Source organism: Desulfovibrio sp. ZJ746, from assembly GCF_011039155.1.
In the GTDB taxonomy this organism is placed as follows: domain Bacteria; phylum Desulfobacterota; class Desulfovibrionia; order Desulfovibrionales; family Desulfovibrionaceae; genus Desulfovibrio.
Genome location: NZ_JAAKEK010000002.1, coordinates 126,916 through 150,443, shown reverse-complemented (window position 1 = coordinate 150,443; position 23,528 = coordinate 126,916). Strand labels below are relative to the sequence as shown.

General features: G+C 68.3%; 24 protein-coding genes and 1 tRNA gene. 12 read left to right on the top strand and 13 right to left on the bottom strand.

The window, feature by feature from the left end; genetic code table 11:
- Positions 1 to 17 precede the first annotated feature (17 nt).
- The gene (locus G7Y54_RS05000) at positions 18 to 527 is read left to right on the top strand and encodes a YccF domain-containing protein (RefSeq protein ID WP_206214903.1); all 510 of its coding nucleotides are present in this window, start codon (positions 18 to 20) and stop codon (positions 525 to 527) included.
- 84 nt (positions 528 to 611) lie between these two features.
- On the opposite strand, the gene G7Y54_RS04995 is transcribed toward G7Y54_RS05000, so the two are convergent.
- The 6 genes from G7Y54_RS04995 to G7Y54_RS04970 all read right to left on the bottom strand — a co-directional run bounded on the left by G7Y54_RS04995 (position 612) and on the right by G7Y54_RS04970 (position 4,855).
- Positions 612 to 1,004, bottom strand: coding sequence for a NifB/NifX family molybdenum-iron cluster-binding protein (locus G7Y54_RS04995; protein WP_165078193.1), 393 nt, complete (start codon positions 1,002 to 1,004; stop codon positions 612 to 614).
- Positions 1,005 to 1,058: 54 nt separating this feature from the next.
- Positions 1,059 to 1,490, bottom strand: coding sequence for a hypothetical protein (locus G7Y54_RS04990; RefSeq protein ID WP_165080188.1), 432 nt, complete (start codon positions 1,488 to 1,490; stop codon positions 1,059 to 1,061).
- The gene (locus G7Y54_RS04985) at positions 1,418 to 2,479 is read right to left on the bottom strand and encodes a hypothetical protein (protein WP_165080185.1); all 1,062 of its coding nucleotides are present in this window, start codon (positions 2,477 to 2,479) and stop codon (positions 1,418 to 1,420) included. Before G7Y54_RS04985 ends, G7Y54_RS04990 begins: the two co-directional genes overlap by 73 nt.
- A gap of 38 nt (positions 2,480 to 2,517) precedes the next feature.
- Positions 2,518 to 3,309 carry a prolipoprotein diacylglyceryl transferase gene (lgt, locus tag G7Y54_RS04980; protein ID WP_165078191.1) on the bottom strand — a complete coding sequence of 264 codons (792 nt, stop codon included), beginning with the start codon at positions 3,307 to 3,309 and terminating at the stop codon, positions 2,518 to 2,520.
- Positions 3,310 to 3,396: 87 nt separating this feature from the next.
- On the bottom strand, positions 3,397 to 4,509 hold the full coding sequence (locus tag G7Y54_RS04975) for a metal-dependent hydrolase (RefSeq protein ID WP_165078190.1): 1,113 nt from the start codon (positions 4,507 to 4,509) through the stop codon (positions 3,397 to 3,399).
- A gap of 1 nt (position 4,510) precedes the next feature.
- Positions 4,511 to 4,855, bottom strand: coding sequence for a chemotaxis protein (locus G7Y54_RS04970; protein WP_165078189.1), 345 nt, complete (start codon positions 4,853 to 4,855; stop codon positions 4,511 to 4,513).
- 407 nt (positions 4,856 to 5,262) lie between these two features.
- Here G7Y54_RS04970 and G7Y54_RS04965 point away from each other — a divergent pair, with 407 nt between their 5' ends.
- The 3 genes from G7Y54_RS04965 to G7Y54_RS04955 all read left to right on the top strand — a co-directional run bounded on the left by G7Y54_RS04965 (position 5,263) and on the right by G7Y54_RS04955 (position 8,900).
- Entirely contained in the window at positions 5,263 to 6,093 is an 831-nt protein-coding gene (locus G7Y54_RS04965) for a glycosyltransferase (RefSeq protein ID WP_165078188.1), read from the top strand.
- 207 nt (positions 6,094 to 6,300) lie between these two features.
- Positions 6,301 to 7,200 (top strand): flagellin, encoded by a 900-nt coding sequence (locus G7Y54_RS04960; RefSeq protein WP_165078187.1) that lies wholly within the window; start codon positions 6,301 to 6,303, stop codon positions 7,198 to 7,200.
- Between the two features lie 800 nt (positions 7,201 to 8,000).
- A complete protein-coding gene (locus G7Y54_RS04955) occupies positions 8,001 to 8,900 on the top strand; it encodes a flagellin (RefSeq protein ID WP_165078186.1) in 900 nt (299 codons plus the stop codon).
- 127 nt (positions 8,901 to 9,027) lie between these two features.
- Here G7Y54_RS04955 and G7Y54_RS04950 read toward each other — a convergent pair whose 3' ends face one another.
- The gene (locus G7Y54_RS04950; protein ID WP_165078185.1) at positions 9,028 to 9,549 is read right to left on the bottom strand and encodes a DUF1269 domain-containing protein; all 522 of its coding nucleotides are present in this window, start codon (positions 9,547 to 9,549) and stop codon (positions 9,028 to 9,030) included.
- Positions 9,550 to 10,161: 612 nt separating this feature from the next.
- On the opposite strand from G7Y54_RS04950, the gene G7Y54_RS04945 reads away from it, so the two are divergent.
- The gene (locus G7Y54_RS04945) at positions 10,162 to 11,103 is read left to right on the top strand and encodes an ATP-binding protein (protein WP_165078184.1); all 942 of its coding nucleotides are present in this window, start codon (positions 10,162 to 10,164) and stop codon (positions 11,101 to 11,103) included.
- A gap of 14 nt (positions 11,104 to 11,117) precedes the next feature.
- On the opposite strand, the gene mutY is transcribed toward G7Y54_RS04945, so the two are convergent.
- On the bottom strand, positions 11,118 to 12,281 hold the full coding sequence (gene mutY / locus G7Y54_RS04940) for an A/G-specific adenine glycosylase (RefSeq protein WP_241159379.1): 1,164 nt from the start codon (positions 12,279 to 12,281) through the stop codon (positions 11,118 to 11,120).
- 118 nt (positions 12,282 to 12,399) lie between these two features.
- Between mutY and G7Y54_RS04935 the strand changes: the two genes are divergently transcribed.
- Complete coding sequence (locus G7Y54_RS04935) at positions 12,400 to 12,915, top strand: peptidylprolyl isomerase (RefSeq protein WP_165078183.1); 516 nt, start codon at positions 12,400 to 12,402, stop codon at positions 12,913 to 12,915.
- On the opposite strand, the gene G7Y54_RS04930 is transcribed toward G7Y54_RS04935, so the two are convergent.
- Positions 12,890 to 13,600 carry a metal-dependent hydrolase gene (locus tag G7Y54_RS04930; protein ID WP_165078182.1) on the bottom strand — a complete coding sequence of 237 codons (711 nt, stop codon included), beginning with the start codon at positions 13,598 to 13,600 and terminating at the stop codon, positions 12,890 to 12,892. The two genes, G7Y54_RS04935 and G7Y54_RS04930, sit on opposite strands and share 26 nt — an antisense overlap.
- On the bottom strand, positions 13,597 to 14,211 hold the full coding sequence (locus tag G7Y54_RS04925) for a UbiX family flavin prenyltransferase (protein WP_165078181.1): 615 nt from the start codon (positions 14,209 to 14,211) through the stop codon (positions 13,597 to 13,599). Before G7Y54_RS04925 ends, G7Y54_RS04930 begins: the two co-directional genes overlap by 4 nt.
- A gap of 162 nt (positions 14,212 to 14,373) precedes the next feature.
- Between G7Y54_RS04925 and G7Y54_RS04920 the strand changes: the two genes are divergently transcribed.
- Positions 14,374 to 14,450, top strand: a tRNA-Arg gene (locus G7Y54_RS04920).
- Positions 14,451 to 14,576: 126 nt separating this feature from the next.
- Here G7Y54_RS04920 and G7Y54_RS04915 read toward each other — a convergent pair.
- On the bottom strand, positions 14,577 to 15,332 hold the full coding sequence (locus G7Y54_RS04915; RefSeq protein ID WP_165078180.1) for a Sua5/YciO/YrdC/YwlC family protein: 756 nt from the start codon (positions 15,330 to 15,332) through the stop codon (positions 14,577 to 14,579).
- On the opposite strand from G7Y54_RS04915, the gene G7Y54_RS04910 reads away from it, so the two are divergent.
- Positions 15,331 to 15,801: a 23S rRNA (pseudouridine(1915)-N(3))-methyltransferase RlmH gene (locus G7Y54_RS04910; protein ID WP_165078179.1), complete on the top strand. Its 471-nt coding sequence runs from the start codon at positions 15,331 to 15,333 to the stop codon at positions 15,799 to 15,801. The genes G7Y54_RS04915 and G7Y54_RS04910 overlap by 2 nt on opposite strands.
- A gap of 6 nt (positions 15,802 to 15,807) precedes the next feature.
- Here G7Y54_RS04910 and G7Y54_RS04905 read toward each other — a convergent pair whose 3' ends face one another.
- Together G7Y54_RS04905 and G7Y54_RS04900 are read right to left on the bottom strand one after the other, a co-directional pair.
- On the bottom strand, positions 15,808 to 18,120 hold the full coding sequence (locus G7Y54_RS04905; protein WP_165078178.1) for an STT3 domain-containing protein: 2,313 nt from the start codon (positions 18,118 to 18,120) through the stop codon (positions 15,808 to 15,810).
- On the bottom strand, positions 18,113 to 18,901 hold the full coding sequence (locus G7Y54_RS04900; RefSeq protein WP_165078177.1) for an RsmG family class I SAM-dependent methyltransferase: 789 nt from the start codon (positions 18,899 to 18,901) through the stop codon (positions 18,113 to 18,115). The genes G7Y54_RS04905 and G7Y54_RS04900 overlap by 8 nt, the downstream gene beginning before the upstream one ends.
- 145 nt (positions 18,902 to 19,046) lie before the next feature.
- On the opposite strand from G7Y54_RS04900, the gene G7Y54_RS04895 reads away from it, so the two are divergent.
- From G7Y54_RS04895 to G7Y54_RS04880, 4 genes are read left to right on the top strand one after another with little or no spacing between them, the layout of a single operon-like run.
- Positions 19,047 to 20,054, top strand: coding sequence for an ACP S-malonyltransferase (locus tag G7Y54_RS04895; RefSeq protein WP_165078176.1), 1,008 nt, complete (start codon positions 19,047 to 19,049; stop codon positions 20,052 to 20,054).
- Between the two features lie 41 nt (positions 20,055 to 20,095).
- The gene (gene argS / locus G7Y54_RS04890) at positions 20,096 to 21,757 is read left to right on the top strand and encodes an arginine--tRNA ligase (RefSeq protein ID WP_165078175.1); all 1,662 of its coding nucleotides are present in this window, start codon (positions 20,096 to 20,098) and stop codon (positions 21,755 to 21,757) included.
- A gap of 11 nt (positions 21,758 to 21,768) precedes the next feature.
- Positions 21,769 to 22,698: an SPOR domain-containing protein gene (locus tag G7Y54_RS04885; RefSeq protein ID WP_165078174.1), complete on the top strand. Its 930-nt coding sequence runs from the start codon at positions 21,769 to 21,771 to the stop codon at positions 22,696 to 22,698.
- Complete coding sequence (locus G7Y54_RS04880; RefSeq protein WP_165078381.1) at positions 22,698 to 23,519, top strand: ABC transporter permease; 822 nt, start codon at positions 22,698 to 22,700, stop codon at positions 23,517 to 23,519. Before G7Y54_RS04885 ends, G7Y54_RS04880 begins: the two co-directional genes overlap by 1 nt.
- Positions 23,520 to 23,528 lie beyond the last annotated feature (9 nt).

Sequence of the window (23,528 nt, the reverse complement as noted above, 5' to 3'; positions counted from 1 at the left end):
GCGTGCAGGATGGGCTCATGCACGTCTTGAATTTTCTCGGCAATATCCTCTGGTTCCTCCTGGGCGGGCTCGTGATGGGCCTCGCGTGGTGGCTCGTGGGGGTGCTCTGCTTCATTTCCATCATCGGCATCCCGTGGGGGCGCGCCTGCTTCGTCATCGGCAAGTTCGCCTTCTGCCCCTTCGGCAAGATGCCCGTCTCGCGCGAGGTGCTCACCGGCCAGCCGGACGTGGGCACCGGCTTTTGGGGTATGGTGGGCAATGTCATCTGGTTCGTGCTCGCCGGGGTGTGGATCGCCCTCGCGCACCTCGCCTGGGCCGCTGCCTGCGCCTTGACCATCATCGGCATCCCCTTCGCGTGGCAGCATGTGAAGCTCGCGGCGCTGGCGCTCTGCCCCATCGGCAAGACCATCGTGCCCGCGCAGGTGGCCGAGGCGGCCGAACAGCGGGCCGCGCAGGAAAGGGCCGCGCGGGAGCAGGCGGCGGCAGCGGCGCGCAAGGCACCCCCACCGCCCGACGGGCAGCGCTGAAGATATGGCTGACAGTCAAAAAGCCCCGGATGGCGTGACCATCCGGGGCTTTTGGCATGTGGGGGCAGGCGGGAGATTCGCGGCCTAGTGGTGATGGCCGCCGCAGCCCTTGCAGAGCTGCTCCTCGCCGAAGGCCTTGAGGCTCCCTGCGGCAAAGGCCTTGAGGGCGTCGGCCACGGTGGCGAAGCCCGTTGCATGGTAGACCTTGATGCCGGCGGCGTGCATGGCGTTGAGCGGGCGCATGCCCATGCCGCCGGCCAAAAGCGCCGTGACGCCGGCCTTGGCGAGGTCGTTGACGGGCTCGATGCAGCTCCCGTGCTCATGGCCGTTGTTGGGCATGATTTTCACATCGCTTATCCGGCCGTTTTCCACCTTGGCGATGGTATAGGCGGCGCAATGGCCGAAATGGGCGCTGGGCGCGGCGTCGAGGCCCCCCGGGGCTTCGGACGGCACGGCGCAAAGGACGGATTCGCTCATGGATACCTCCGGGCGTTGGTTTCTGCGGGGGAGTTAAGGCCGAAGCGGCAAAAGTCAATCGGCAGGGCGCGCCCGGATCTGGCGGGTGAAATCCGGGTTAAATTTGAGGACCAGCCAGCCGTCCGCCAGCGCGTAGTCATAGAGCTTGCCCCGGGTGAATGTGAGCGGCCCCAGTTTTTCGAGCACCGGCTTTGCGGCCTCGCCCCAGAGCACGCCGGGAAAATGCGCCGCATAGGCCACGGGCGCCCAGCGCATGGGCTCATGGAAACGCTTGTTGGTGGAATTTTTATAGCCGTGGAGGGCGATGAGCCTGTCTTCCACGGCCGTGAGCTCCCGCGCATCCGGCAGGAAAAGGATCTTCCAGCGTTCCGGGTGGGGCGTGATGGCGGCCAGCTCCTCCAGATAGGCCGAGGTCACGCCCTGATAGTAGCGCAGCGAGTGGATATTGGGGAGAGAATACGAAAAGGCGATGACCAGGAGCGCCACGGTGAAAATGCGCTGGTGCCGCCTCGCCACCAGCAGGGGAAAGCAGAGGAGCGAAAGATACAGGGGAAAGGCGGTGCGGATCTCCACATAGAGCCCGAGGCAAAAGAACTGCGCATAGGTGGAGGCGGCGAGGACAAGGCACAGCAGCAGGCTCTCTCTCTCTCTCTCTCTCTCTTCGTGGCGCGCGTGTGCCATTGCGAGAGCGCCATGCAGAAAAGTACGCTGCCCAAGACGAGCGCTTTGTCCGGCAGGATCATGAGATTGTCTTTCAGGCTGCCCAGGGCGAGCCGGAGATTGCGGATGGCGTCCGGGATGCTGACAGGATAGTTGAGCCTGCGCCATTCGGCGACCTGCATGAAGCTGCCGTGCACCGCGAGGATGATGAGCTGCGTTGCGGCATAGCCGGCCACGAAACCGGCGGCGTACCAGATGAGGAGCGCCGCCAGCCGCATGTCGCCGCGCCGCAGCGGCGCGATGGAGAGCACGATGAGCAGGTTGTAAAAATTGTTCAATGTGCCGTGGAACAGGATGCCGAAGAAAAGGAAGAAGAGCCGGTAATCGAGGCGCCGGGCGAGATATGCCGCCGCTGCGAGCAAAAGGTAGGCCGAAAGCGGGATGAGGGGCCAGCCGAAGAGCGAATAAATGGAGGGGAGTTGCAGCGCCGCAAGGGCAAAAAGCAGCGCGCCCCGCCTGTCGGTGAGCTGCCTGGCGACGCTCCAGCTGAAGTACCCAAAGGCCGCGAACGAGAGCGCGAGCGCAAGGTGCGGCGGGAAGTGCCTGAGGGCCGGAAAGAGGAGATAATTGAGCCAGCGCCCTTCGGATATGAGGTTGCCGTAATAGGAGGGGATGTAGAGAAAGGAGTCGTGCCGCCACGCCCGGGTGTGCAGGACAAGAAAACACTCGATGCCAAAAAGCAGCAGCAGGACGGCCACGGACGCGAAAAAGAGCAGCCTGGGGAATTTCTGCGTCAAGGGGAGGGTCGCGTCCATCGGGGCTCCGGGTACGGCTCGGGCGTTGGGACGTTCTGTCAACGCGTTACCGGCCGCGACGGCCGTACCGGGCGCAGCATGAGCCACAGGCCCGCGGCCATGAGCGGCAGGCAGAGCAGCTGCCCCATGGTGAGCCAGCCGAAGGCGAGGTAGCCCAGGTGCGCGTCGGGCACGCGCACGAACTCCACGAGGAAGCGGGCGATGCCGTAGCCCAGGGCGAAAAAGCCGGAGACCGCGCCGGGCTTGCGCGGCTTTGAGGAATAGATCCACAGCGCCACGAAGAGCACCAGCCCTTCCAGCAGGGCCTCGTAGAGCTGCGAGGGGTGGCGCGGCCATGGGCCGGCCCCGGGGAAGACCATGGCCCAGGGCACGTCGCTCACCTTGCCCCAGAGCTCGCCGTTGATGAAGTTGCCGAGCCGGCCGAAAAAGAGCGCCTGCGGCACGAGCGGCGCCACGAAGTCCGACACCTGGAGGAAGCTGCGCTTGCGGCTGTGCGCGAACCAGCAAAAGGCGCCGAGCGCGCCCAAGAGGCCGCCGTGGAAGGACATGCCCCCGTGCCAGATGCGGAAGATTTCGAGCGGGTCCTTGAGGAAGGCGCCGAGATCGTAAAAGAGCGCGTAGCCGAGGCGGCCGCCCACGATGACGCCGAGCATGACGCAGGTGAGCAGGTCGTCCACGTCCGTGGGCGTCCAGCCGGAGCCGGGGCGCCGCGCCCGCCAGCGGCCGAGCAGCCAGCCCACCACAAAGCCCACGAGGTACATGAGCCCGTACCAGTGCAACTGGACCGGCCCGAGGGAGATGGCCACGGGGTCGATGCGCGGGCTCAGCACGGGTTGCCTCCCGGTGCGGCGGGGGCGGGGGAAGGCAGGGCGGGGGCGGCAGGCATGGGCTCCGGGTGCTCCTGTGTGCGGTCAGGTTCAGCGCAGGCCCACAAGCCATTGCCAGAAGCTGGGCGGCGTGGGCGCGACGGGCGCATGCCAGTGCGAATCGCGGCCGCTGTCCGAAAAGCGCAGGCGCAGCTCCTCGAGGCGGGGGCCCGGGGGGCCGGCGCCCGGCTCTGTCGCAGTCTCGGGGGCAAGCTCCACCATGAGCTGGAAGGGAATGTCCGCATTGGGGCGCATGGCGAGCAGCCGGCGCACGAAGGCGAGGCCGCTGCCGAAGCGCAGGTCGTAGAACAGGGCGCCCTTGTGGGCGCCATCCTTAATTAAAGGCGGGGCGTCCCCAGGGCGCAAGGCGTCCATCACAGGCAGCATGGCGAACTGGAAATACGTCTCGCAAGCGACGGACTGCCGCGACATGGCATCCACCAAGGAGAGCGGCGTGGCGGGATAGCTGTCTTCAGGGGCGCGCGGCCGGCCCAGGGCGTCGAGGCTCTGCGAGTGTACCGTATCGCCCTCCTCAAAGATGACGCGCCAGAACAGGGGCGCGAAGGCGTCAGGCAGCACATGCAGGCGGCTCACGGGCCGGCCTTCCTCCTGAAAGCGCTCGCGGCACTGGGCCGTGTGCCAGGCGTTGATGCCGATGCCGCCGCCGGGATAGACGAACATCCAGGCCAGCGTCAGCAGGATGAGCCCGCGCCGATCCCGCCAGCGCCACACGGCCCAGAGCAGGGGCACGGTGAGCAGGAGGTCGATGATGTAGACGCTGTTGAGGCGCACCCGGTAATGGGAGAAGGGCAAAAAGACCATGGTGCCGTAGGTGGTGACCACATCGAGCCAGATGTGGAGCAGCAAAAGCCCGCAGCAGAGCAGCCAGACGCGGCCGAAGCTCCAGCGGCCCGGGGTGGCGGCGCGCCAGAGCGGCCAGCAGCAGAGGGCGAGCAGGAGGGCGAAAAAAGGCATGCCCGCGAAGGAATGGCTGATGCCCCTGTGGAGGAGCAAAAATTCCAGCGGCGTGTGGCAGAAGAGCACGTCAAGGTCGGGCGAGGCCGTGACGAGCGCGGCCAGCGGCAGGGCCCACGCCGTGAGCGGGCGGCGGGGCAGGGCGAGCAGGGCCACGGCCCCGCTGGCGGCATGGGTGACGGGATCCATCCTATTGCCTGAAGGGGCTGCGCTGCTTGGGGACGGCGCGATAGGCCGGGTCTTCCGGCGAGGGCTGGGCGCCCATCATGCGCCGATAGCTCTGCAGGCGCCAGTCCTGCACCTGCTGCATGACATCGGGCCGGTTGTGCAGATAGAGCATGCGCTCCCTTGCGTTGGCCCCGGTCATGGGATAGCGCATGAGCTCGGCGGCGGGCGCGCCGCCGGCGCCCGTGCTCTCCTGCGAGCTGCTCTGGCCAATCTCCTTGGGGCCGCAGGCGGGGAGCGCCCCGAGGAGGAGCGCCAGGGCGAGGGCCGCGCAGGCACGCACGGGCCGGAACATCGTTGTGCTTCGCATGGGCGAAGTATATGCGGCGCCGCGACGCCGCGCAAGGGCACGGCGCTTGCCGGCGCCGCGCCCGACTGATAGATTGGGGCAGGGGGCGTGGCTCGCTTCATGCGGAGCGGTGGCGGAGTGGCAAAGGGTATCGTATGCACCGCGGTTGAGAGCCCTTCCTTAAGTCCGGCTGGAGCGAAGCGGAAGCCGGGTGCTCGTGCCGGAAGAATCCTAAAAAATAAGATTTTTTGCTGCTTGCAAGGAAGATAAAAATTTTCGACGGGAGTGTACTTAAGTACTCGACCGAGAAAATTTTTCTCTGACGCAGCAAGCAGCAAAAAGGCTGTTTTTGACGGATAATTTCGGCATTGCATAAGCCGCACAGCCACACCACCACTGCAAAGCATAACAACGTCCCGCCTAACGCCATGAAAACAGTCTTCTGCATCGACGACAATCCGCGTTACCTGCTGTTGCTCAAGGCTGCGGTGCGCTCCTTGCGCGCCCTGCACGGGGAGGACGCGCCCCTGCTCTGCGTCTACGGCGGGGAGGATGAGGCCGTCATGGCCGAGGTGAAGAGCGAGCGCATCCCCCTCGCTCACTACAGGCCGCGCCTCAACAGGCAGACACTGCCCGCCTTCACGCACCCGATGATCGGCTGCTTTCTCCGGCTCGAGCTCTCCCTCGTGCCGGAGCTCGCCGACGACGCGGCCGTGCTCTACTGCGATTCGGACACTTTCTTCCTGCGGCCGCTGGACGCGCTCTTCGCGGCGCCCGTGCCCGCCTATCTCGGCATGGCCCGCGAGGCCACGGCGCCCTTCTACAACGAGCACGACCAGCTCGGCTATGACTTCCATGACCGCCACTATACCGTGCGCCTGCCCTTTCCCATCTGGACCTTTTCGAGCGCGGTCACGCTGTTCAACCTCGAGCGCCTGCGCCGGCGCGACCTCGTGGGGCACCTTCTGGCGTTCTCCAGGGCCAATGTGGAGGCGGCGGGCAATCTCGACCAGTCCCTGCTCAACTATTTTTTCGGCAAGCGCATCACGCGTCTGGAAGACCGCTGGAACCGCCCGCCCTACCAGGCCGACTGCCTCGACACCGCGCATATCGTGCACTTTCACGGGCCCAAGCCCTGGGAGGTGAGCAAGCCGTGGCCCGGCGACGAGCTGCGCATCAACTGCTTCATGGAGATGCGCCGCCGCTGGTATGACCTGCTCTCGCAAAAGGAGCGCGCGCTGGCCGACTCCTGGGATTAAGCGCCGCGCAAGCCGGAAATTTTTGCCGCCTTTCTTGGCGGTGAATTGTTTTCTCCTGCAAGAACAATAGGTTGTCAGTAGGAAAAATTTTCCTCCCGGCCCTAATCCTTTGCCCCGGTGCGCCGATATGCTCTCTGAGGCGGAAGGACGCAGGGACGCGTCTGCATGGTGCACCGCCCGTGACGTACAGCATTCAGGGAGGAATGTATGTATATCAATCACAATCTGATGGCGAGCAACGTCGGCAACAACCTGGCATCCCATTACAGCAATCTCCAGACCTCGACCCAGCGCCTGTCCTCGGGCCTCAGGGTCAACAGCGCGGCCGACGACGCGGCCGGCCTCGCCATCCGCGAACTCATGCGGGCGGACATCGCATCCCTGCAGCAGGGCGTGCGCAACGCCAATGACGCCATTTCCCTCATCCAGACGGCGGACGGCGCCCTGGGCGTCATCGATGAAAAGCTCATCCGCATGAAGGAACTGGCCGAGCAGGCCGCCACCGGCACCTATGACTCCACCCAGCGCCTGATGATCGAGTCCGAATACCAGGCCATGGCCTCGGAAATCACCCGAATCGCCAATGCCACGGACTTCAACAATATCAAGCTCCTGGACGGCAATCTCTCCGACAAGACGCACAAGGGCAAGGGCGGCGGCGACAGCAAGCTCGCGTCCACCGGCAAGCTGAAGGTCCACTTCGGCGCGGGCAACGACTCCGCGGAAGACTACTACTACATCCAGATCGGCGACAGCACGGCCTCGGCGCTGGGCGTGGGCAATGCCTCCAACCCCAAGGGCGACGCCTACACCATCTCCACCCAGGAGGCGGCGCAGAAGGCGCTCAGCGGCATCAACAACGCCATCATTTCCAAGGACAAGATCCGGGCCCACCTGGGCGCGCTGCAGAACAGGCTGGAGAACACCATCTCCAACCTGACGACCCAGGCCGAGAACCTCCAGGCCGCCGAGTCGCGCATCTCCGATGTGGACGTCGCCACGGAAATGACGCAGTTCGTGCGCAACCAGATTCTCACGCAGTCGGCCGTGGCCATGCTCTCGCAGGCCAACAGCATGCAGCAGATGGCCATGCAGCTCATCGGCTAGGGATTGGGGGAAGGAGGGGCTGCCCGAAAGGGAGCCCCTAGGGAGAAGGAAAGGCCCCCGGCTTTCGCCGGGGGCTTTTCCTTTTAATACCTGATGGCAAGGCCCCCGGCAGCTTTTGCCCGCGCTTTTTTGCGCGCAAAAAGCCCCGGCGCGGCCCCATGTACCGCGCCGGGGCCAGCGGCCGTCATGCGGCCGTCCCGGAGGAGGTGTGGGAGGGTGTGGCAATCCTTATTCACAAGCTCCTGTGGAAAGCCTGTGAACAAAGGGTAGGCATCAATACCTGTGCGTCAATGGCCTGTTGAAAACTTTTCGGGCCCATCTTGGCGCCCTGGCAGCGGCGTCAAAAAAACGATGCCTTCGGGCGCTGCGGGCCCGGGCCTGCGACCCGCGTTGCCCGGGGACGCACCCCGGGCGCACGGTCATTTTTGCCGGCCTTTTCCGGCATGGCGTATGCAAAGAAAGGGGTGCCGCGTCCGTGTTTCCCCTGCCGTTACCGGCAAAAACGGGGAGGCGGGGGCGGCCGGTTCGGCCCGGCGCCCGGGTGTGAAAACTGGCACGGATCATGCTTAAAACAGGGCGCAGGTTGATTCAGGCAGATTTTGCCACCCCCGGCACCACGAGCCGGGGACGGGGGGAGACCCCCTGGCGGGGGCAGCCGCCCCACCGGCCAAGGCCGGGGCGGGGCGTCAACGAAAGAGAACGATAACCCTGCGGGAGCAGGCATCGTACGGCGGTAGTCCGCAGGGACGCGGGCGTGCACAGTGCGCCGCCGGGCAACAGCACATTCATGGAGGAATGTCATGTACATCAATCACAATCAGATGGCCAGCAATGTCGCCAACACCCTTACCAGCCACTACGGCAACCTTCAGACCTCGACCCAGCGCCTGTCTTCCGGCCTGCGCGTGAACAGCGCGGCCGACGACGCGGCCGGCCTCGCCATCCGCGAGCTCATGCGCTCGGATATCGCGGCTCTGAACCAGGGCGTGCGCAACGCCAATGACGCCATTTCCCTCCTCCAGACGGCGGACGGTGCCCTGGGCGTCATCGACGAAAAGCTCGTGCGCATGAAGGAACTGGCGGAACAGGCGGCCACGGGCACCTACGATTCCACCCAGCGCCTGATGATCGAGTCCGAGTACCAGGCCATGGCTTCGGAAATCACCCGAATCGCCAACTCCACGGACTTCAACAACATCAAGCTCCTGGATGGCAATCTGTCCAGCGACAAGCATGTGGGCAAGGGCGGCGACGACTCCGGCCTCAGCTCCACCGGCAAGCTGAAGGTCCACTTCGGCTCGGCCAACGACTCCGCGGAAGACTACTACTACATCCAGATCGGCACGAGCACCGCGTCGGCCCTGGGTGTGGGCAACCAGGCCAGCGACAAGGCTGACGCCTACACGGTCTCCACGCAGGAAGCGGCCCAGAAGGCTCTCGTGGGCATCAACAATGCCATCGTGTCCAAGGACAAGATCCGCGCTCACTTGGGCGCGCTCCAGAACCGGTTGGAGAACACCATCACCAACCTCACGACCCAGGCCGAAAACCTGCAGGCTGCGGAATCCCGCATTTCCGACGTGGACGTGGCCACGGAAATGACGCAGTTCGTCCGCAACCAGATCCTCACCCAGTCGGCGGTGGCCATGCTCTCGCAGGCCAACAGCATGCCGCAGATGGCCATGCAGCTCATCGGCTAGCCGCCGATCTGGTTGAGGCTCCCCGGTTTCGGGGTGCAGACCACATATCCCCGGAGGGTTCCCCCTCCGGGGATATTCGTTTTAAGGCGGGATGGTCGAAGGCCGCTCGGGCGCGCGGCCGGCGGGCTTACTTCTGCTCGGGCTGGGCCGCGGCGATCTGCTTTCTGGCTTCGTCCAGGGCCTGCTGGAGCTTTTCCTGGTCGGGCGTGGAAAGCGAGGTCTGGATGATCTTGCCGCCCGTGCCGGCCAGCGCGTCGCGCACCTTGTCGGTGATGGCGGAATCCACCAGCACGAAGAGCGCGGAGGAGCCGGGCTTGAGCGTGGAGGCGAGATTCTTCATGAAGTCGTCGTTAATGCCCACATCGCTGAGCGCCCCGGCCACGGCGCCCGCGCCGGCGCCCACCACGAGGCCCAGGAGCGGGTTGAGGAAGATGAGGCCGATGAGGGTGCCCCACAGGCCGCCGCTCATGGCGCCGCCCAGGGTGAGGTTGTACATCTGGTGCAGCTTGACCTTGCCGTCGGGCTTTTTCACGGCGATGACCGCGTCCTCGAGGCTGACGAGGTATTCCTTCTGCATCTTGATGAAATCGAGCCGGACCTGCTCGGCCTGGAGTTCGTCGGGATAGACGATGACGATAAGAGTGCTCATGGGGCTTCTCCGTCGCTGGGTTGGGGCGCGGCAACACGGGCTCCCGCGGTGGCGCCGGCGCGCGCCGGGCTAGCGGGGGGCCGCTGCCGCATCCCTGTTTGGGTATCCGGCGGGGGCCTCCCTGTCAAGGGCGGCCGGCCGGCGCCGAAAAACCTTGAAAAACGCCCGCGCCTGCGGAAAGATGGGGGCCCGGGAAATGTTGGCTACACTAAAGGGGACTGCCAATTCCAGACTCCGTCTGGAGCGAAGCGACAGACGGATGCGAGTGCCGGAAGAATCCTAAAAAATAAGATTTTTCGGTGCTTGCAAGGAAGAAAAATAATTTCCGAAGGGAGTGTACTTAAGTACTCGACCGAGGAAATTTTTTTCTGACGCAGCAAGCACCGAAGCGCTAGCCGTTGGCGAGCTTGCGAGCCTTACGGATAGCGACAGCGGCTGCGTCGACTGGCTGTAGGGGTAACCAATTCTGTCCCCATCCGTAGCTTCCTTCGTCGCAACGGCTGGAGCAAGGCTGTTTTTGACGGATAATTTCGGCGTCACAGGGGCAAGCGCCGAATCGCCGCAGCGCAATGCAAACGCACAACAACATCAAAATCATCGAATCAGGAAAAAATGAAGTGCAAGATCTGCAAGGCCACGGCGCAGGTGGCCCTCAAAAGCCATAACGCGGCCTTCTGCCCCGACTGCTACAAGGACTTCTTCGCCCGCCAGGTGGAGCGCGGCATCAAGGGCGCGCCCGGGCCGGACGGCCGCCACGGCGAGCCGCTCTTCACCCGCGACGAGCGCATCCTCGTGGCGCTCTCCGGCGGCAAGGACTCGCTGGCCCTCATGCTGGAGCTCTCGCGCCAGGGCTATGACGTGACCGGGCTCTTCGTGGACCTCGCCATCCCCGGTTCTTCCGACGTGGCCCGCGCCGTGGTGGAGCGCTTTTGCGAGGCCCACGGCCTTCCCCTGCGCATCGTGGACCTCGCGGCCGAGGGGCTCGCCATCCCGCTCGTCAAGGAGCGGCTGCGCCGGCCCGTGTGCTCGGTGTGCGGCAAGGTGAAGCGCCATGTGTTCAACCGCGCGGCGCTCGACGGCGGCTTCGACGCCATCGCCACCGGCCACAACCTCGACGACGAGGTGGCGCGCCTTTTCAGCAATACCCTGCGCTGGGACACGGCCTACCTCTCCGACCAGGGGCCGCTTTTGCCGGCCCAGCCCGGCTTCGCGCGCAAGGTCAAGCCGCTGTGGCGGCTCACGGAATTCGAGACCGCCAACTACGCCTTCCTGATGGGCATCGAGCACCACCACGCGCGCTGCCCCTACAGCCCGGGCGCCAGCTTCACCACGCTCAAGGGCGTCCTGCAAAGGCTGGAGGCGGCCATGCCCGGCCGCAAGCTGGACTTCTATCAGGGCTTTCTCGCGCGCGGCAAGGCGGCCTTCAGCCGCCAGGAGCAAGATAGCGGCACCGCGCTCGCGCCCTGCACAGCTTGCGGCTCGCCCACTTCCTCCGGCGCCCTCTGCGGGGTGTGCCGCATCCGCGCCGCCGTGGCCGGGGAAGCGCCGGCCTGACGCACCCTCCAAAATCACTGGGCCAGGGCGAGGGCGGCGACCTTGCGGTGCGGCGCGGGCAGGGGAAGACTGGCCAGCTCTTCGGGTGTCACCCAGCGCCAGCTGTCATCTGGCAAGGCGGGGAGAGAGCCCGGCGCACTCTCCCCAAGCCCCAGCCGGCGCCAGTGCAGGGTGATGCGGTAGCGCGTGCGCGTGTGCACGATGTGGCCGCCGCCTTCGAGAAGTTGCGCCCCAAGGCCGCAGCCCTCGCGCAGATGGCGCAGCAGGGCCGCGCCCGGCTCTTCCCCCTCCTGAACGGCGCCCCCGGGGAACTCCCACAGCCCGGCCCAGACGCCCCGCGCCGGGCGCCGGCGCACGAGGATGCGGCCCCGCGCCGTGAGGATGCCCGCCACGGTGGTGAGGGCGGTCATGCCGGGGCCTTCGTCCTTCACCGGGCGCTCGGCCGCCACGCCGCGCTGCCGCGCCCGGCAATAGGCGCCCCACGGGCAGGCGGGGCAACGCGGCTGCTTGCGGCAGACGAGCGCGCCGAGCTCCATCATGGCCTGGTTGTGCTCCCGCGCGGCAGCCTCGGGCACGAGGCGCTGCGCCCACTGGCGGATGAACGTGGCCGCCGGCTCGCGGCGCGCCGGCGTCTCCACATCGAACAGGCGGGAGAGCACGCGCTCCACATTGGCGTCCACGCAGGCCACGGGCCTGCCGAAGGCGATGCTCGCCACAGCCGCGGCCGTGTAGGGGCCGATGCCGGGCAGGGCGCGGATATCCTCCCCCCGCTCCGGGAAGGCGCCGCCGTGCTCTTCCATGATGCGCCGGGCAGCGGCCATGAGGTTGCGCGCGCGGGAATAGTGGCCAAGGCCCTCCCAGAGGCGGAGCACAGTCTCTTCCGGCGCCGCGGCGAGGGCCGCCACGTCCGGGAGCTGTTCCATCCAGCGACGGTAATAGTCCACCGCGCGGTCCATCTGGGTCTGCTGGAGCATGATCTCCGAGATCCAGACCTCATAGGGCGTGTAGTTCACCCGCCAGGGGAGGTCGCGGCGCGCCGCCGCGAACCATGCGCAAAGCAGGGGCGAGAGCTCGGCCGCGTGGCGTTCGGGGTCGCGCAGTTCGGGGCCCATGCCAGGGAGGGGGCCCGGCAAGAGCGGCCTTGCGGCCCTTGCGACTCCGGCGGCCCGTCTCTTCATGCTCTCCCCTTGCCCGTCCGCCGCCATTGTCAAGCGGGGCATGTGCGCCTATAGTCGAGCCGCGCGCCCGGCGCGGGAACCATCCGCCGCCAAATCCCGGCGCAGCAGGGAGTCAGCAATGGCAGACAAGAAAAATCCCGTCGTCCTGCTCGAGACCACCGAGGGCGACATCCTCATCGAGCTCTATCCCGACAAGGCCCCGCGCACGGTGGAGAACTTCCTCATGTATGTGGACGAGGGCTTTTACAACAACACCATCTTCCACCGCGTCATCCCGGGCTTCATGATCCAGGGCGGCGGCATGGACGCGCGCATGCGCGAAAAGCCCACCCACGAGCCCATCCCCAACGAGGCCGACAACGGCCTGAAGAACGAGCGCGGTTCCGTGTCCATGGCCCGCACCAGCGACCCGCACAGCGCCTCGGCGCAGTTCTTCATCAACCTCGTGGACAACGACTTCCTGGACTTCCGCGCGCCCACCATCGACGGCTGGGGCTACTGCGTGTTCGGCAAGGTCACGGACGGCATGGACGTGGTGGACAAAATCGCCAAGGTCAAGACCAGGACCGTGGGCATCCACGAGAACGTGCCCGCCGACTCGGTGATGATCACCAGCGCAAGCCGTTTTGAGTGAGCGTGAATTCCCGCGCCTTGCCCGGCGCCAGCTCCACACAGGAGCAGCCCGGGCAGGCGGCGGAAAGCGCCTTGCGGAAGCCGTCCACATTTTGCGCGAGCATCGGAAAGGTGCCCCAGTGCATGGGCACGGCGGCGCCGCAGCCAATGAGCCGGCAGGCGTGCGCCGCCTGCGCGGCGTCCATGGTGAACACGCCGCCCATGGGCACCAGCGCCACATGGATGCCGTACAGCCTGCCCAGAAGCTCCATGCTTGAGAAAATGCCCGTGTCGCCAGCGTGGTAGATGACAAGGCCGTCGGGCATGCGCAGGATGTAGCCCACCGGCACGCTGGAATCGCTGGAATGGAAGGCCTGGGTCATGGTGACGGAAATGCCCTTGACCGTCAGCGTGCCGCCGATGTTGAAGCCGATGCCGTTCATGACCTGCGCCTCGGGTACGCCGGCGTCGGCAAGCTTCGCGGCCGTGCCCACCACCGCCCCGAGCATGGCGCCGGTCTTCTTGCAGATGGCTACCGCGTCGCCCACATGGTCGCCGTGGTCATGCGTCACGAGCACCATGTCCGTGCTGCCGATTTCTTCTGGCTTTTGGCCCCAGCGCGGCGCGAAAAAGGGGTCGATGACGCATGACGCGTCGCCGCAGGCGATCTTGAAGGCCGAGTGGCCGTACCAGGTGATGCTGCTCATGGCTGGTCTCCTTGGCTGATGGCGGAGCGGGTGGCGGCTTCGGGCGCCCAGCGGCCGAGGCTGTGGGCGAGGCCCGCCTGGTCGAGGATGCGCCCGCAAAACTGGTCGAGCATGGCGGTTAGGCCCTGCGGGCGCAGGTAGAAGCCGGGCGAGAAGGGCATGATGACGGCCCCGGCCTCGCGCAAGGTGAGCATGTTGCGCAGGTGGATGGCCGAAAGCGGGCTTTCCCGCGTCACGAGCACAAGGCGCAGGCTCTCCTTCAGGGCCACGTCCGCCGCCCGCTGGAGCAGGTTGCGCGTGGCGCCCGACGCCAGCGCCCCGAGCGTCCCCATGGAGCAGGGCACCACGAGCATGGCCGCGGGCGCGCCCCCGCCGTGCCACCACGAGCCGCTGGCCGGCCCGGCGCCGAGGTCGTCCGCGGGGTACGCATGGCGGGCGAGGCGGGCAAGGGCCGCAGGCTCCATGCCGCACTCGGCGGCGAGCACCGCGGCCGCGCCGTCCGAGACGATGCAGGAGAGCTCCACGTCCGGCATGGCGGAAAGATGCCCGAGCAGCCGGAGCGCGAGCGGCATGCCGCTCGCCCCGCTTACGCCCACAAGTATCTTGCGCATGGTCGCCGGCCCACCCCTGTGCGGAAAAAGTCCGGGCTTCACGCCCTGCCTCCTTGTTCCACAAAAGCGCGCGCCGCGCAATGCCGCCGGCCGGCCCCCTCCTTTCCCCGGGGGGGCGTTCCGCTTGACAGCCGCCGGCTTTCGGCATACCAAGAACCTCCCGCGCCCGTAGCTCAGCCGGATAGAGCGTTGGCCTCCGGAGCCAAAGGCCGTGCGTTCGAATCGCGCCGGGCGCGCCAAGGAAACCAGGCGGTCAGCCGTAAATGGCTGGCCGCTTTTTCTATGCGGAAAAGCTCTCGTCTGGGCCGGAGCTTTTTCCGTGCAAAAAGGGCCTCGAGGTGCGGGGCCCTCCCGCAGGGCGCCGGTCAATACCGGGTCGGTGGCCTCGGGCCGCTTTTGCCGGCAACGGAAGGAGCGCCTGGCCCGCCCCGGAGCACCAGGCGGAAGCCCGCCGCCGCGAGGGCTTCGGCGCTGACAGCTCCGGCCCGCAGGAGACGCAGCGAGCGGCCGCCGGGGAGCGACTGGACAAGGGTGGAGGGCAGGCCGCCGCGCGGTTCATCATCCGGGGTGCGTGCCGCAAGCAGCCCGGTAGCCGTGCCATCGCGGGCGAGCGCCGCCAGAAGCGCCGGGTCGAGCGCATCCGCGCGCGCCGCCGGCGCGCCGCCGCTGAAATTGGCGCTGCTCGCCGTGAGCGCGCCGCCCGCGAGTGCCGCGAGCTTGGCCGCAAGCGGGTGCGAGGTCACGCGCAGGGCGGCGAAACCATTGTCATTGCGGGCCTCGGGCGCCAGCTCGGGCAGGGCCGGGAGGAGCAAGCTCAGCGGCCCGGGCCAGAAGCGCTGGATAAGGCCCGGCGCCGCCTCGTCAAGGCGCACGGCCTTGGCGGCCTGGGTTCTGTCCGCCGCCAGCAGGGGCAGGGGCGAGCCTTGCGGGCGCCCCTTGAGCGCGCAGATGCGGCCGCAGGCGGAGGCCTTGTCGGCGCGGCAGCCGATGGCGTACAAGGTCTCGGTGGGAAAGATGACGATGCCCCCGGCGGCGAGGGTGGCCGCGGCCTCCTCGAGCCCGAGGCGTCGCAGTTGCGGCGTCTCGGCCTCATGCGCCGGGCTTTGAGGATGTGAAGGCATGGCTGGCAATCTTTTGCGGCTCCTCTGCGTGGGCAAGCTGAAAACGCCGTTCTGGCGCGAGGCGGCGGAGCACTACCGGCGGCGTCTCGACCGCTGGCGGCGCGTGGAGGTGGTGGAAGTGCGCGACGGCGACGCCGCGCTCGCCCCTGTCGCGCGCTCGGCGCAAGAAGGCCGGCGCCTCCTCGAGGCCCTAGCCCGCGAAGCCGCGCCCGTGGCCCTGGACGAAGGCGGCGAGACGCTGGATTCGCCCGGGATCGCGGCCCTGCTGCGCCACTGTGACGAAGCCGCCCGGCGCCCGGTCTTTGTCATCGGCGGCCCCTTCGGCCTCTCGCCCGGGGTGCTCGCCGCCTGCCCGCGCCGCATAAGCCTTTCGGCCATGACCTGGCCGCACGAGCTCGCCCGCGTCCTTTTGCTGGAGCAGCTCTACCGCGCCGAGTGCATCCTGCGCAACATCCCCTACCACCACTGAAGCGGCTTAGGGCGTGTCACCCTCCGCGGGCAGCACCTCGTAAATGCGCGCGAACACGTTGTCGTAGACGAGCTTGAAATACGGCGAGATGCGCGGGTCCTGCGGGTCGCAGAGCAAAAGGCGCACCATGAGCGAGCTGAAGATGCCCTCGTCCATGGCGAGTTTTTCGTCGGTCACGCGGTTGAAGAGAAAGTGCACATTGCGGCGCCCGGCGAGAAAGGCCTGTTGCGCCCGCGCGCTGGCGTCGGGGTGGGCGTCGAACCACTCCTGCACGTAGTTGCGGCGGATGACGCCGGTCTCGTCAAAGACGGCGATGGAAGCCGGATAGATGATGCTGCCGCTGTCCATGAGGCGCACCTCGCCGGTCTTGAGGCGGTAGGCCAGCGCCTGCGGCACGATGGAGAGCGCGCCGCCCTCGCCGTGGCGGGTGACGAAGTTCCAGTTGCCGAAATTGCTGATCCAGAAGCCGAGCCTGAGCATCTCGAAGCTCACCACCACGAATTGCCGCCCGCGCCCGGCCACCAGCGGCGTGGCGGGCGAGCGCAGGCGCGCCATGAGGGCCTGCGCGCCCGCGCCGTCGAGCCCGGCGAAGACCGCGCCCGGCTCGTTGCCGTGGCGCGAGGTCTCGCGGATGACCTGCCGGGCGAAGCGCGGGTTGTCCGTGGCGAAGACCGCGGCGGGGAGATAGAGCGACGGCCCGGCGTGCTGGGCGCCGTCGGCGATGGTGGCGCGCCGCGCAAAATAGTGGGCGGCGTAGCCCCAGTCCCACCAGAGCCAGAGGCGCGCGTCGGCCGGGGTGATGGAGCGGGCCTGGGCCAGGGCGGCTGCGTGGCGGCGGTTGATGATCGGCCCCTGCGAGAGCGCCGGGATCATGTGCGCGAAGGGCGCCACGAAGAGCGCCACGGCCAGAACGGCGGCGAGCCACGAGGCCGGGGCGCCGCGCAAGGCGCGCGGGAGCACGCGCTGCGTGAGCCACGCGAGCGGCACGGTGAGCCCGAGCGCCACCACGGGCGCGCCGAACATGACCATCCGGCCGCCGAGCCGCGTGCTCAAAAGCGCCAGCACGGCGAGCGGCAGGAGAAAGAGCGTGCCCGGCCGGCGGAAGATGAGGAGCAAAAAGCCCGCGAGCCCGGCCACGGCCGCTTCCATCCACGGGTGGAAATAGGGAAAGAGCGCGGCGAAGCCAAGGTCCTGCACCTCGATGATGGACTGCGCGACTGACGGATAGACCAGCGCGGCGCCCCCGGCGCCCCGGGCGTCGCCGCTGTGCTTGAGGTAGGCGTTGGCGTGGTTGATGAGCGTGGCCAGGATCTCGCCGCGCACGAGCAAGAGCCCCACGCAGAGCCAGAGCACGGCGAGCACGCGCGGCTCAAGCAGGAAGCGCCGGAGGCCCCGGCCCTCGCCGCCGGCGGCGCCCGGCGCGCGCGCTGCCAGAAGCAGGAGGTCGAAGACGCAGCCCGGGAGCCCGCCGAGGGCCGGCAACGCGTAGGCGAGCGCCCCGAGAAAGAGCGGCCCGCGCCGGCCACGCGGCCCCAGGACCAGCGCCATGCAGGCGAGGAGGGCCACATTGTAGCGCAAGAGATAGGGAAAGACCGAATGCCACTCCTGCGCCCACCAGGAGAGCAGCCCGGAAAGCCCGAGGAGGACGGTCCACAGGGGCCTGAGCGGATCGCCGGGCCTGAGGGCGTCCGGGAAAGGCGCATCGGGGGGCTGCGCGGCATCAGGCGCCCCGCGCCGCAGCAGGGCCTTCACGCCGGCGCCGGGCGCGCGCAGCCGGCGGAGCACCATCTGCGGAAGCAGCATGTAGCGCATGGCCCAGCAGGCCGGGGCCAGGGTCATGAGCAGGGGGAAGAACAGGGTCACGAGGTCGGTGTCATAATAGCCGAGCAGGGTGCGCGCGAGAAAGCCGGGCGCGAGGCTCGCCACGAGGCCGGCCGCCACGCCGGCCTGCATGCTTCCGAGAGCCCAGGCCCAGAGAAAGACGATGCCGGCCACGAGGCTCGCGAGCACCGCCGGGAACCAGAAAGCCGTCACCGCCGGCGGGGTGCCCGTGAGGCCGGCCACGAGGCGCAACATCTCGGCCATGGGGTGGTCCACGGCGAGGCCGAAGCCCTCGGCCCCGGCCACCCAGTGGTAGGCATCGTGCGTGGCCAGAAGCATCTCCCCGCCGAGGCGGTATTCGGGGTTCTGCCACGAGGGCCATTCCAGCATCCTGAGGCCGAAGGCGAGGCCCACGGTGAGGAGGAAGCAGGCGAGGCCGCCGGCCCAGTGGCGCAAGGCGCGCGGGCGCGGAGCGGGGGAGGGGGCGCCGTCAGGCATGGGCGCCCTCCCCGGGGGGCGCCCCGGCATCGGCCCCGCCTTCGCGCCGGATCGCCCAGAGCCAGCGCCGGCTTTCGCCCACGTTATAGGCCCGCTCGGCGAGCAGGCGCCACGGCGCCGGGAGCTCCCCGCAGGGGCCGGCGCCGAAAATGATGATGACACCGCCGGGCGCGAGGCCCGGGGCGCAGAAATCGGGCAGTTTCTCCCACGGCATGAAAGCCCGGGAGAGGATGATGTCCGCCCCGTGGGGGCGCTCGGCGAACAGCCGTTCCACCGGGCCGCGCCAGACCTCCGTGCGCGGCAGGCCGAGCTTGGCGAGCGCGTTGGCGAGAAAGAGGGCGCGCTTTTCGCGCACTTCCGCGAGGGTGTATTCCCCGCGCTCCCAGACCATGCGCAAGGGGATGCCGGGGAGGCCGCCGCCGGCGCCCAGGTCCCACACGCGCGGGCCGCGCGCCGGGTTGGCCCGGCCTGCGGCGTCCGTGACTTCCGCGAGCGGGCCCGAGGAGAGGAAGGCGGCGAGCTCGAAACTGTCCGGGATGAGGCGCTCGAGGATATCCCCGGGGCGCCGCGCGCCCGTCAGGTTGATGGCGCCGTTCCAGGCGGCGAGCATGTCCGCATACAGGCCCACGCGTTCGGGCAGCGCGTCGAGCAGGGTCTGGGGCGTGCGCGCGGCAAGCCCCGGCGGGAGGAGCCGGGCCAGCGTTTCCGGCGCGGGCCTGAAGGGCGCGGCGGCGCCGGCCGCTGCCGGTGCGGGTTTTTTGGGGGCGCGGCGTTGCGCCATGGGGCCTCCGGGTGCTCCCCGGCAGCGCGGGGAACGTGCTTCCGGGCCTGTGATAGCCCGGCGAGACAGCGCTTGCAAGCCCCGGCCCGATGGCGTAGAAAAAAGCGCTTAGACTGCGGGACCGCCGCATTTTTCGGAGCCAGAGATGACACATGCACAGACCGTGGACGCCACGCCCGTGGAGGCCGCGCCCGACTGCGGGCGCCCGGCCCTGATCTTCGCCGGCCAGGGCTCGCAGATGGCGGGCATGGGCCGCGACATCGCCGAGGCGAGCCCCGAGGCCATGGACTACTGGAAAGAGGCCGAGCGTGTAAGCGGCCTTCCCTTGCGCGAGATCTACTGGGAGGGCGACGAGGCCGCCATGAGCGACACCCGCGCCCTCCAGCCCGCGCTCACCGTGGTCAACGGCAATCTCTGGCGCGCCCTTTCCGCCCGCCTCGGGCCTTCGTTCACGCCTTTCGCCGCCGCGGGCCACAGCCTCGGCGAATACAGCGCGCTCGCGGCCGCGGGGGTGCTCTCGCCCAAGAGCGTGCTCGAGATCACCTCCCTGCGCGGGCGCCTCATGGCCGAGGCCGACCCGGAGGGCAAGGGCGCCATGGCGGCCATCGTCAAGCTGGACATGGACGCGGTGTCCGCCCTCGTGGCCGAGGCCGCGGCCGAGACCGGCGCCCTCCTTGTGGCGGCCAACCGCAACACCCCGCAGCAGACCGTGGTGAGCGGCGCCCGCGAGGCCGTGGCGCTCGCCGTGCAAAAAGCGAAAGAGCGCAAGGGCCGCGGCGTGGAGCTCAAGGTGAGCGGCGCCTTTCACAGCCCCATGATGGAGGAGGCCAACCGCGAGCTCGCGCCCCTGCTCGAGAAGACCGAGTGGCACACGCCGCGCTTTCCCGTGTACTGCAATGTGGACGGCAAGCCCGTACACGACGCGGAGGGCGCCAAGAAGAGCCTGCTTCGGCAGATGGTCACGCCGGTCTTCTGGGTGGACCTCATCCGCAATCTCTATCTCGCCGGCGTGCGCTGGTGGATGGAGATCAGCCCCCGCGCCGTGCTCGGCAAGATGGTGGGGCCGTCCATGGCAGGCATCGCCGCGCAGAGCGAGAACCTGCGCGTGGACCTCATCGATTCCCTCACGGGCATCCTCAACTATGCCATGTAATACCTTCCCGGCAAGCCGGGGAGCCCATCCGGGGCCACGCCATGCGCGCCGCTGACACGTTGCGCGCCGCCATCGAAGCGGCGCTGAAGGAACTGGACCTTCCCCTGCCCGACAAGCTCGTGGTGGAGCCCCCGCGCGAGGCCAGGCACGGCGACCTCTCCACCAACGCGGCCATGCTGCTCGCCAGGGCGGCGAAGCGCAACCCGCGCGAGCTAGGGGAGGCCCTGGCGGGGCGCCTGGCAGCGCTCTGCCCGGATATCGAGCGCGTGGAGGTGGCCGGCCCGGGCTTTTGCAATGTCACCTTCAGGCCCGAATTCTGGCGGCGCGCCGTGACCGAGGTGGAGGCCCAGGGCGACGCCTACGGCAGGAGCGACGCCGGCAAGGGGCGCAAGGTGCTCGTGGAATTCGTTTCCGCCAACCCCACCGGGCCGCTCCATGTGGGCCACGGGAGGGGCGCCGCCGTGGGCGACACCCTGGCGCGCCTGCTCAAGGCCACCGGGCACGACGTGGGGAGGGAATACTACCTCAACGACGCGGGCCGGCAGATGCGCCTGCTCGGCCTTTCGGTGTGGCTCAGGCTGCAGGAGCTCGCGGAGAGGCCCGTCACCTTCCCGGAGGACTGGTACCGGGGGGACTATATCCGCGAGCTCGCGGCCGAATTGCTCAGGAAGGAGCCGGAGCTCGCCGATGCCCCGGAGGACGAGGCCCGCGCCCGCTGCGGCGCCTACGCCGTGGAGCGGCTCCTCGCCGGCATCAAGGAGGACCTCGCGGACTTCCGCGTGGAGTTCGGGGAGGGGGACTATTTCTCCGAAAAAAGCCTCGTGGACAAGAGCGCCGTGGACGCGGCCTTCGCGGCCCTGAAAGAGGCCGGCTACACCTATGAGAAGGACGGGGCCCTGTGGTTCGCGACCACGCGCCTCGGGGACGACAAGGACCGGGTGCTGCGCAAGTCCGACGGGAGCCTCACCTATTTCGCCTCGGACATCGCCTACCATCACGACAAGTACAGCCGCGGCTACCAGTGGCTGGTGGACGTGTGGGGCGCGGACCATCACGGCTACATCCCGCGCATGCGCGCGGCCGTGGCCGCCATGGGCGAGCCCGAGGCGAGCTTCGACGTGGTGCTCATCCAGCTTGTCAACCTGCTCAGGGACGGCAAGCTCGTGAGCATGTCCACGCGCGCGGGCGAATTCGTGACCCTGAGGGAAGTGCTGGACGAAGTGGGGCCCGACGCGGCGCGCTTCCTCTTTCTCTCGCGCAAGAGCGACAGCCCGCTGGATTTCGACCTTGAGCTCGCCAAGCAGCGCAATCTCGACAACCCGGTCTACTATGTGCAGTACGCGCATGCGCGCATCAACTCGCTGCTCAAGCGCGCAGCCGACAAGGGGTACAGCGTCCCGGAGCGCATGGATGAGGCGGCGCTCGCCCCGCTCGACACGCCGGAAGACCTGGCCCTGCTCCGCAAGATCGCCGCTTTTGAGGACACCGTCGCCCAGGCGGCGGAACACCTGGCGCCGCAGCACCTGAGCCGCTACCTCATGGAGCTCGCCGGGCTGCTCCACGGCTATTACGCGAAGCACCAGATCCTGCTCCCCGATGACCGCCCCCGCGCCGCGGCAAGGATCGCCCTGTTGCGCGCCATACAACAGACCTTGGGCAACGGCCTCGCCCTCCTGGGCGTGAGCGCGCCGACTGACATGTAGCGGCGGACGGCATGGCCCTTCCCCTGCGCAAGATCTTCCAGAAAAACCTGCTCCGGGGCGCGGATGCGCCCGCGCAGGGAGGCCGGGGGAGCGTCCGCCGCAGGACGCTCGACCTTTCCGGGGCCGCGGCCGCGGCCCTCGGCCTTGCGCTGGTGACCGCCGTGGGCTGGGCCTTTTTCATGGGCTATCTCGTGGGCCGCGGCGAACACCCCGAGCGCGGCGTGGAAAGCGTGGCCGGGCTGCTCAGGCCCGGCGCGCCGGCGAAAGGCGGGGACGCGCCGCGCAACGCGCCGCTCCCCGGGGAAGAAGTGCTGCTCGAAAGTGCCGGTGCCGCCCATGAGGGCACGCCTGCCGCGCCCGAGGGTGCCGTGGCCAGCACGCAAGGCCCGCAGGGCGCGCCGGAGGCGCCGCGCGAGACTCCGCCGCAAGGCGCGGCCGTGGCTTCGGCAGCCCCGGCGGCAGCCGAAACGGGAAGCGGCGCTTCCGCCTATCCTTTCAACCGCCCGCAGGGCGAAAGCCTCGCCGCCTGGGGCATCAGCCCCGAAGGGGCACAGGCCGGGCGCCCCGCGCCCATGATGCCGGGGCAGGCGGCACAAAAGCCGGCAACGCAAGCCACGGCGCCCGCGCAAGCCCGCAAGGCGGAGGCCCCGCGCCAGCCGGCGGAGCCGCGTTTCGATTATCTCTTCCAGGCCGCGGCCTTCAAGGGCCCCGTGGATGCGGAGCGCCTGCGCGGGCGCCTCGCGGCAGCGGGCCTGCGCGCGAGCGTGCGCCAGAGCGGCAAGGTGCGCCTCGTGCTCGTTTCCCTGCGCGGCACAGCCCAGGACGCGCAGCGGGTGCGCGGGCAGCTTTCCGGCATGGGGCTCGGCCGGCCCATCCAGCTCGAAAAGAAGCCGGCGATGGAAAAAACGGGCGGCAAGAGCCGCCGCAGGAGCGCGCCATGATGCAGGAACGCACAGAGAAGGGCCCCCTGGCCGGCTTCCCGCGGCTCGCGCGCGCCGTGGGCGCGGCCACGCTTCGCGGCGTGGACGCCGTGGGCGGCATGGCCATCTTCATGGCGGCCGGGCTCTGGCAGATGTTCGCCACCATCCGCATCCTCCCGCGCACGGTGCGCCAGCTCTACGTCATCGGCTACCAGTCGCTCTTCGTCATCCTGCTCATCGGCATCTTCTGCGGCATGGTGCTGGGCCTGCAGGGCTATTACACCCTCGTGCAGTTCGGCTCCGTGGGGCTGCTCGGCTCCGCCGTGTCGCTCACGCTCATCCGCGAGCTCGGGCCCGTGCTCACGGCCATCATGCTCACGGGCCGCGCCGGCTCGGCCATGGCCGCGGAGATCGGCGTCATGCGCATCACCGACCAGGTGGACGCGCTGGACGTGATGGACATCAATTCCATGGGCTATCTCGTGAGCCCGCGCATCCTGGCCTCGCTCATCTCCTTCCCGCTGCTCACGGCCATCTTCGATGTCATCGGCATCGTGGGCGGCTATCTCACGGGCGTGTGCATGCTCGGCATCAACGAGGGCGTCTATTTTTACAAGATCGCCCACGCCGTGACCATGAGCGACGTGTCGGGCGGCTTCATCAAGGCCCTCGTGTTCGGGCTTCTGGTCTCCACGGTGTGCTGCCACCAGGGCTACTGCGCGCACCTGCGCCGCGACAGCGTGGGCCCCGAGGCCGTGGGCAACGCCACCACCTCGGCGGTGGTCATTTCCTGCGTGCTCATCCTCGCGGCCGACTATGTGTTGACCTCCTTTTTGCTCTAGGGCGCAACG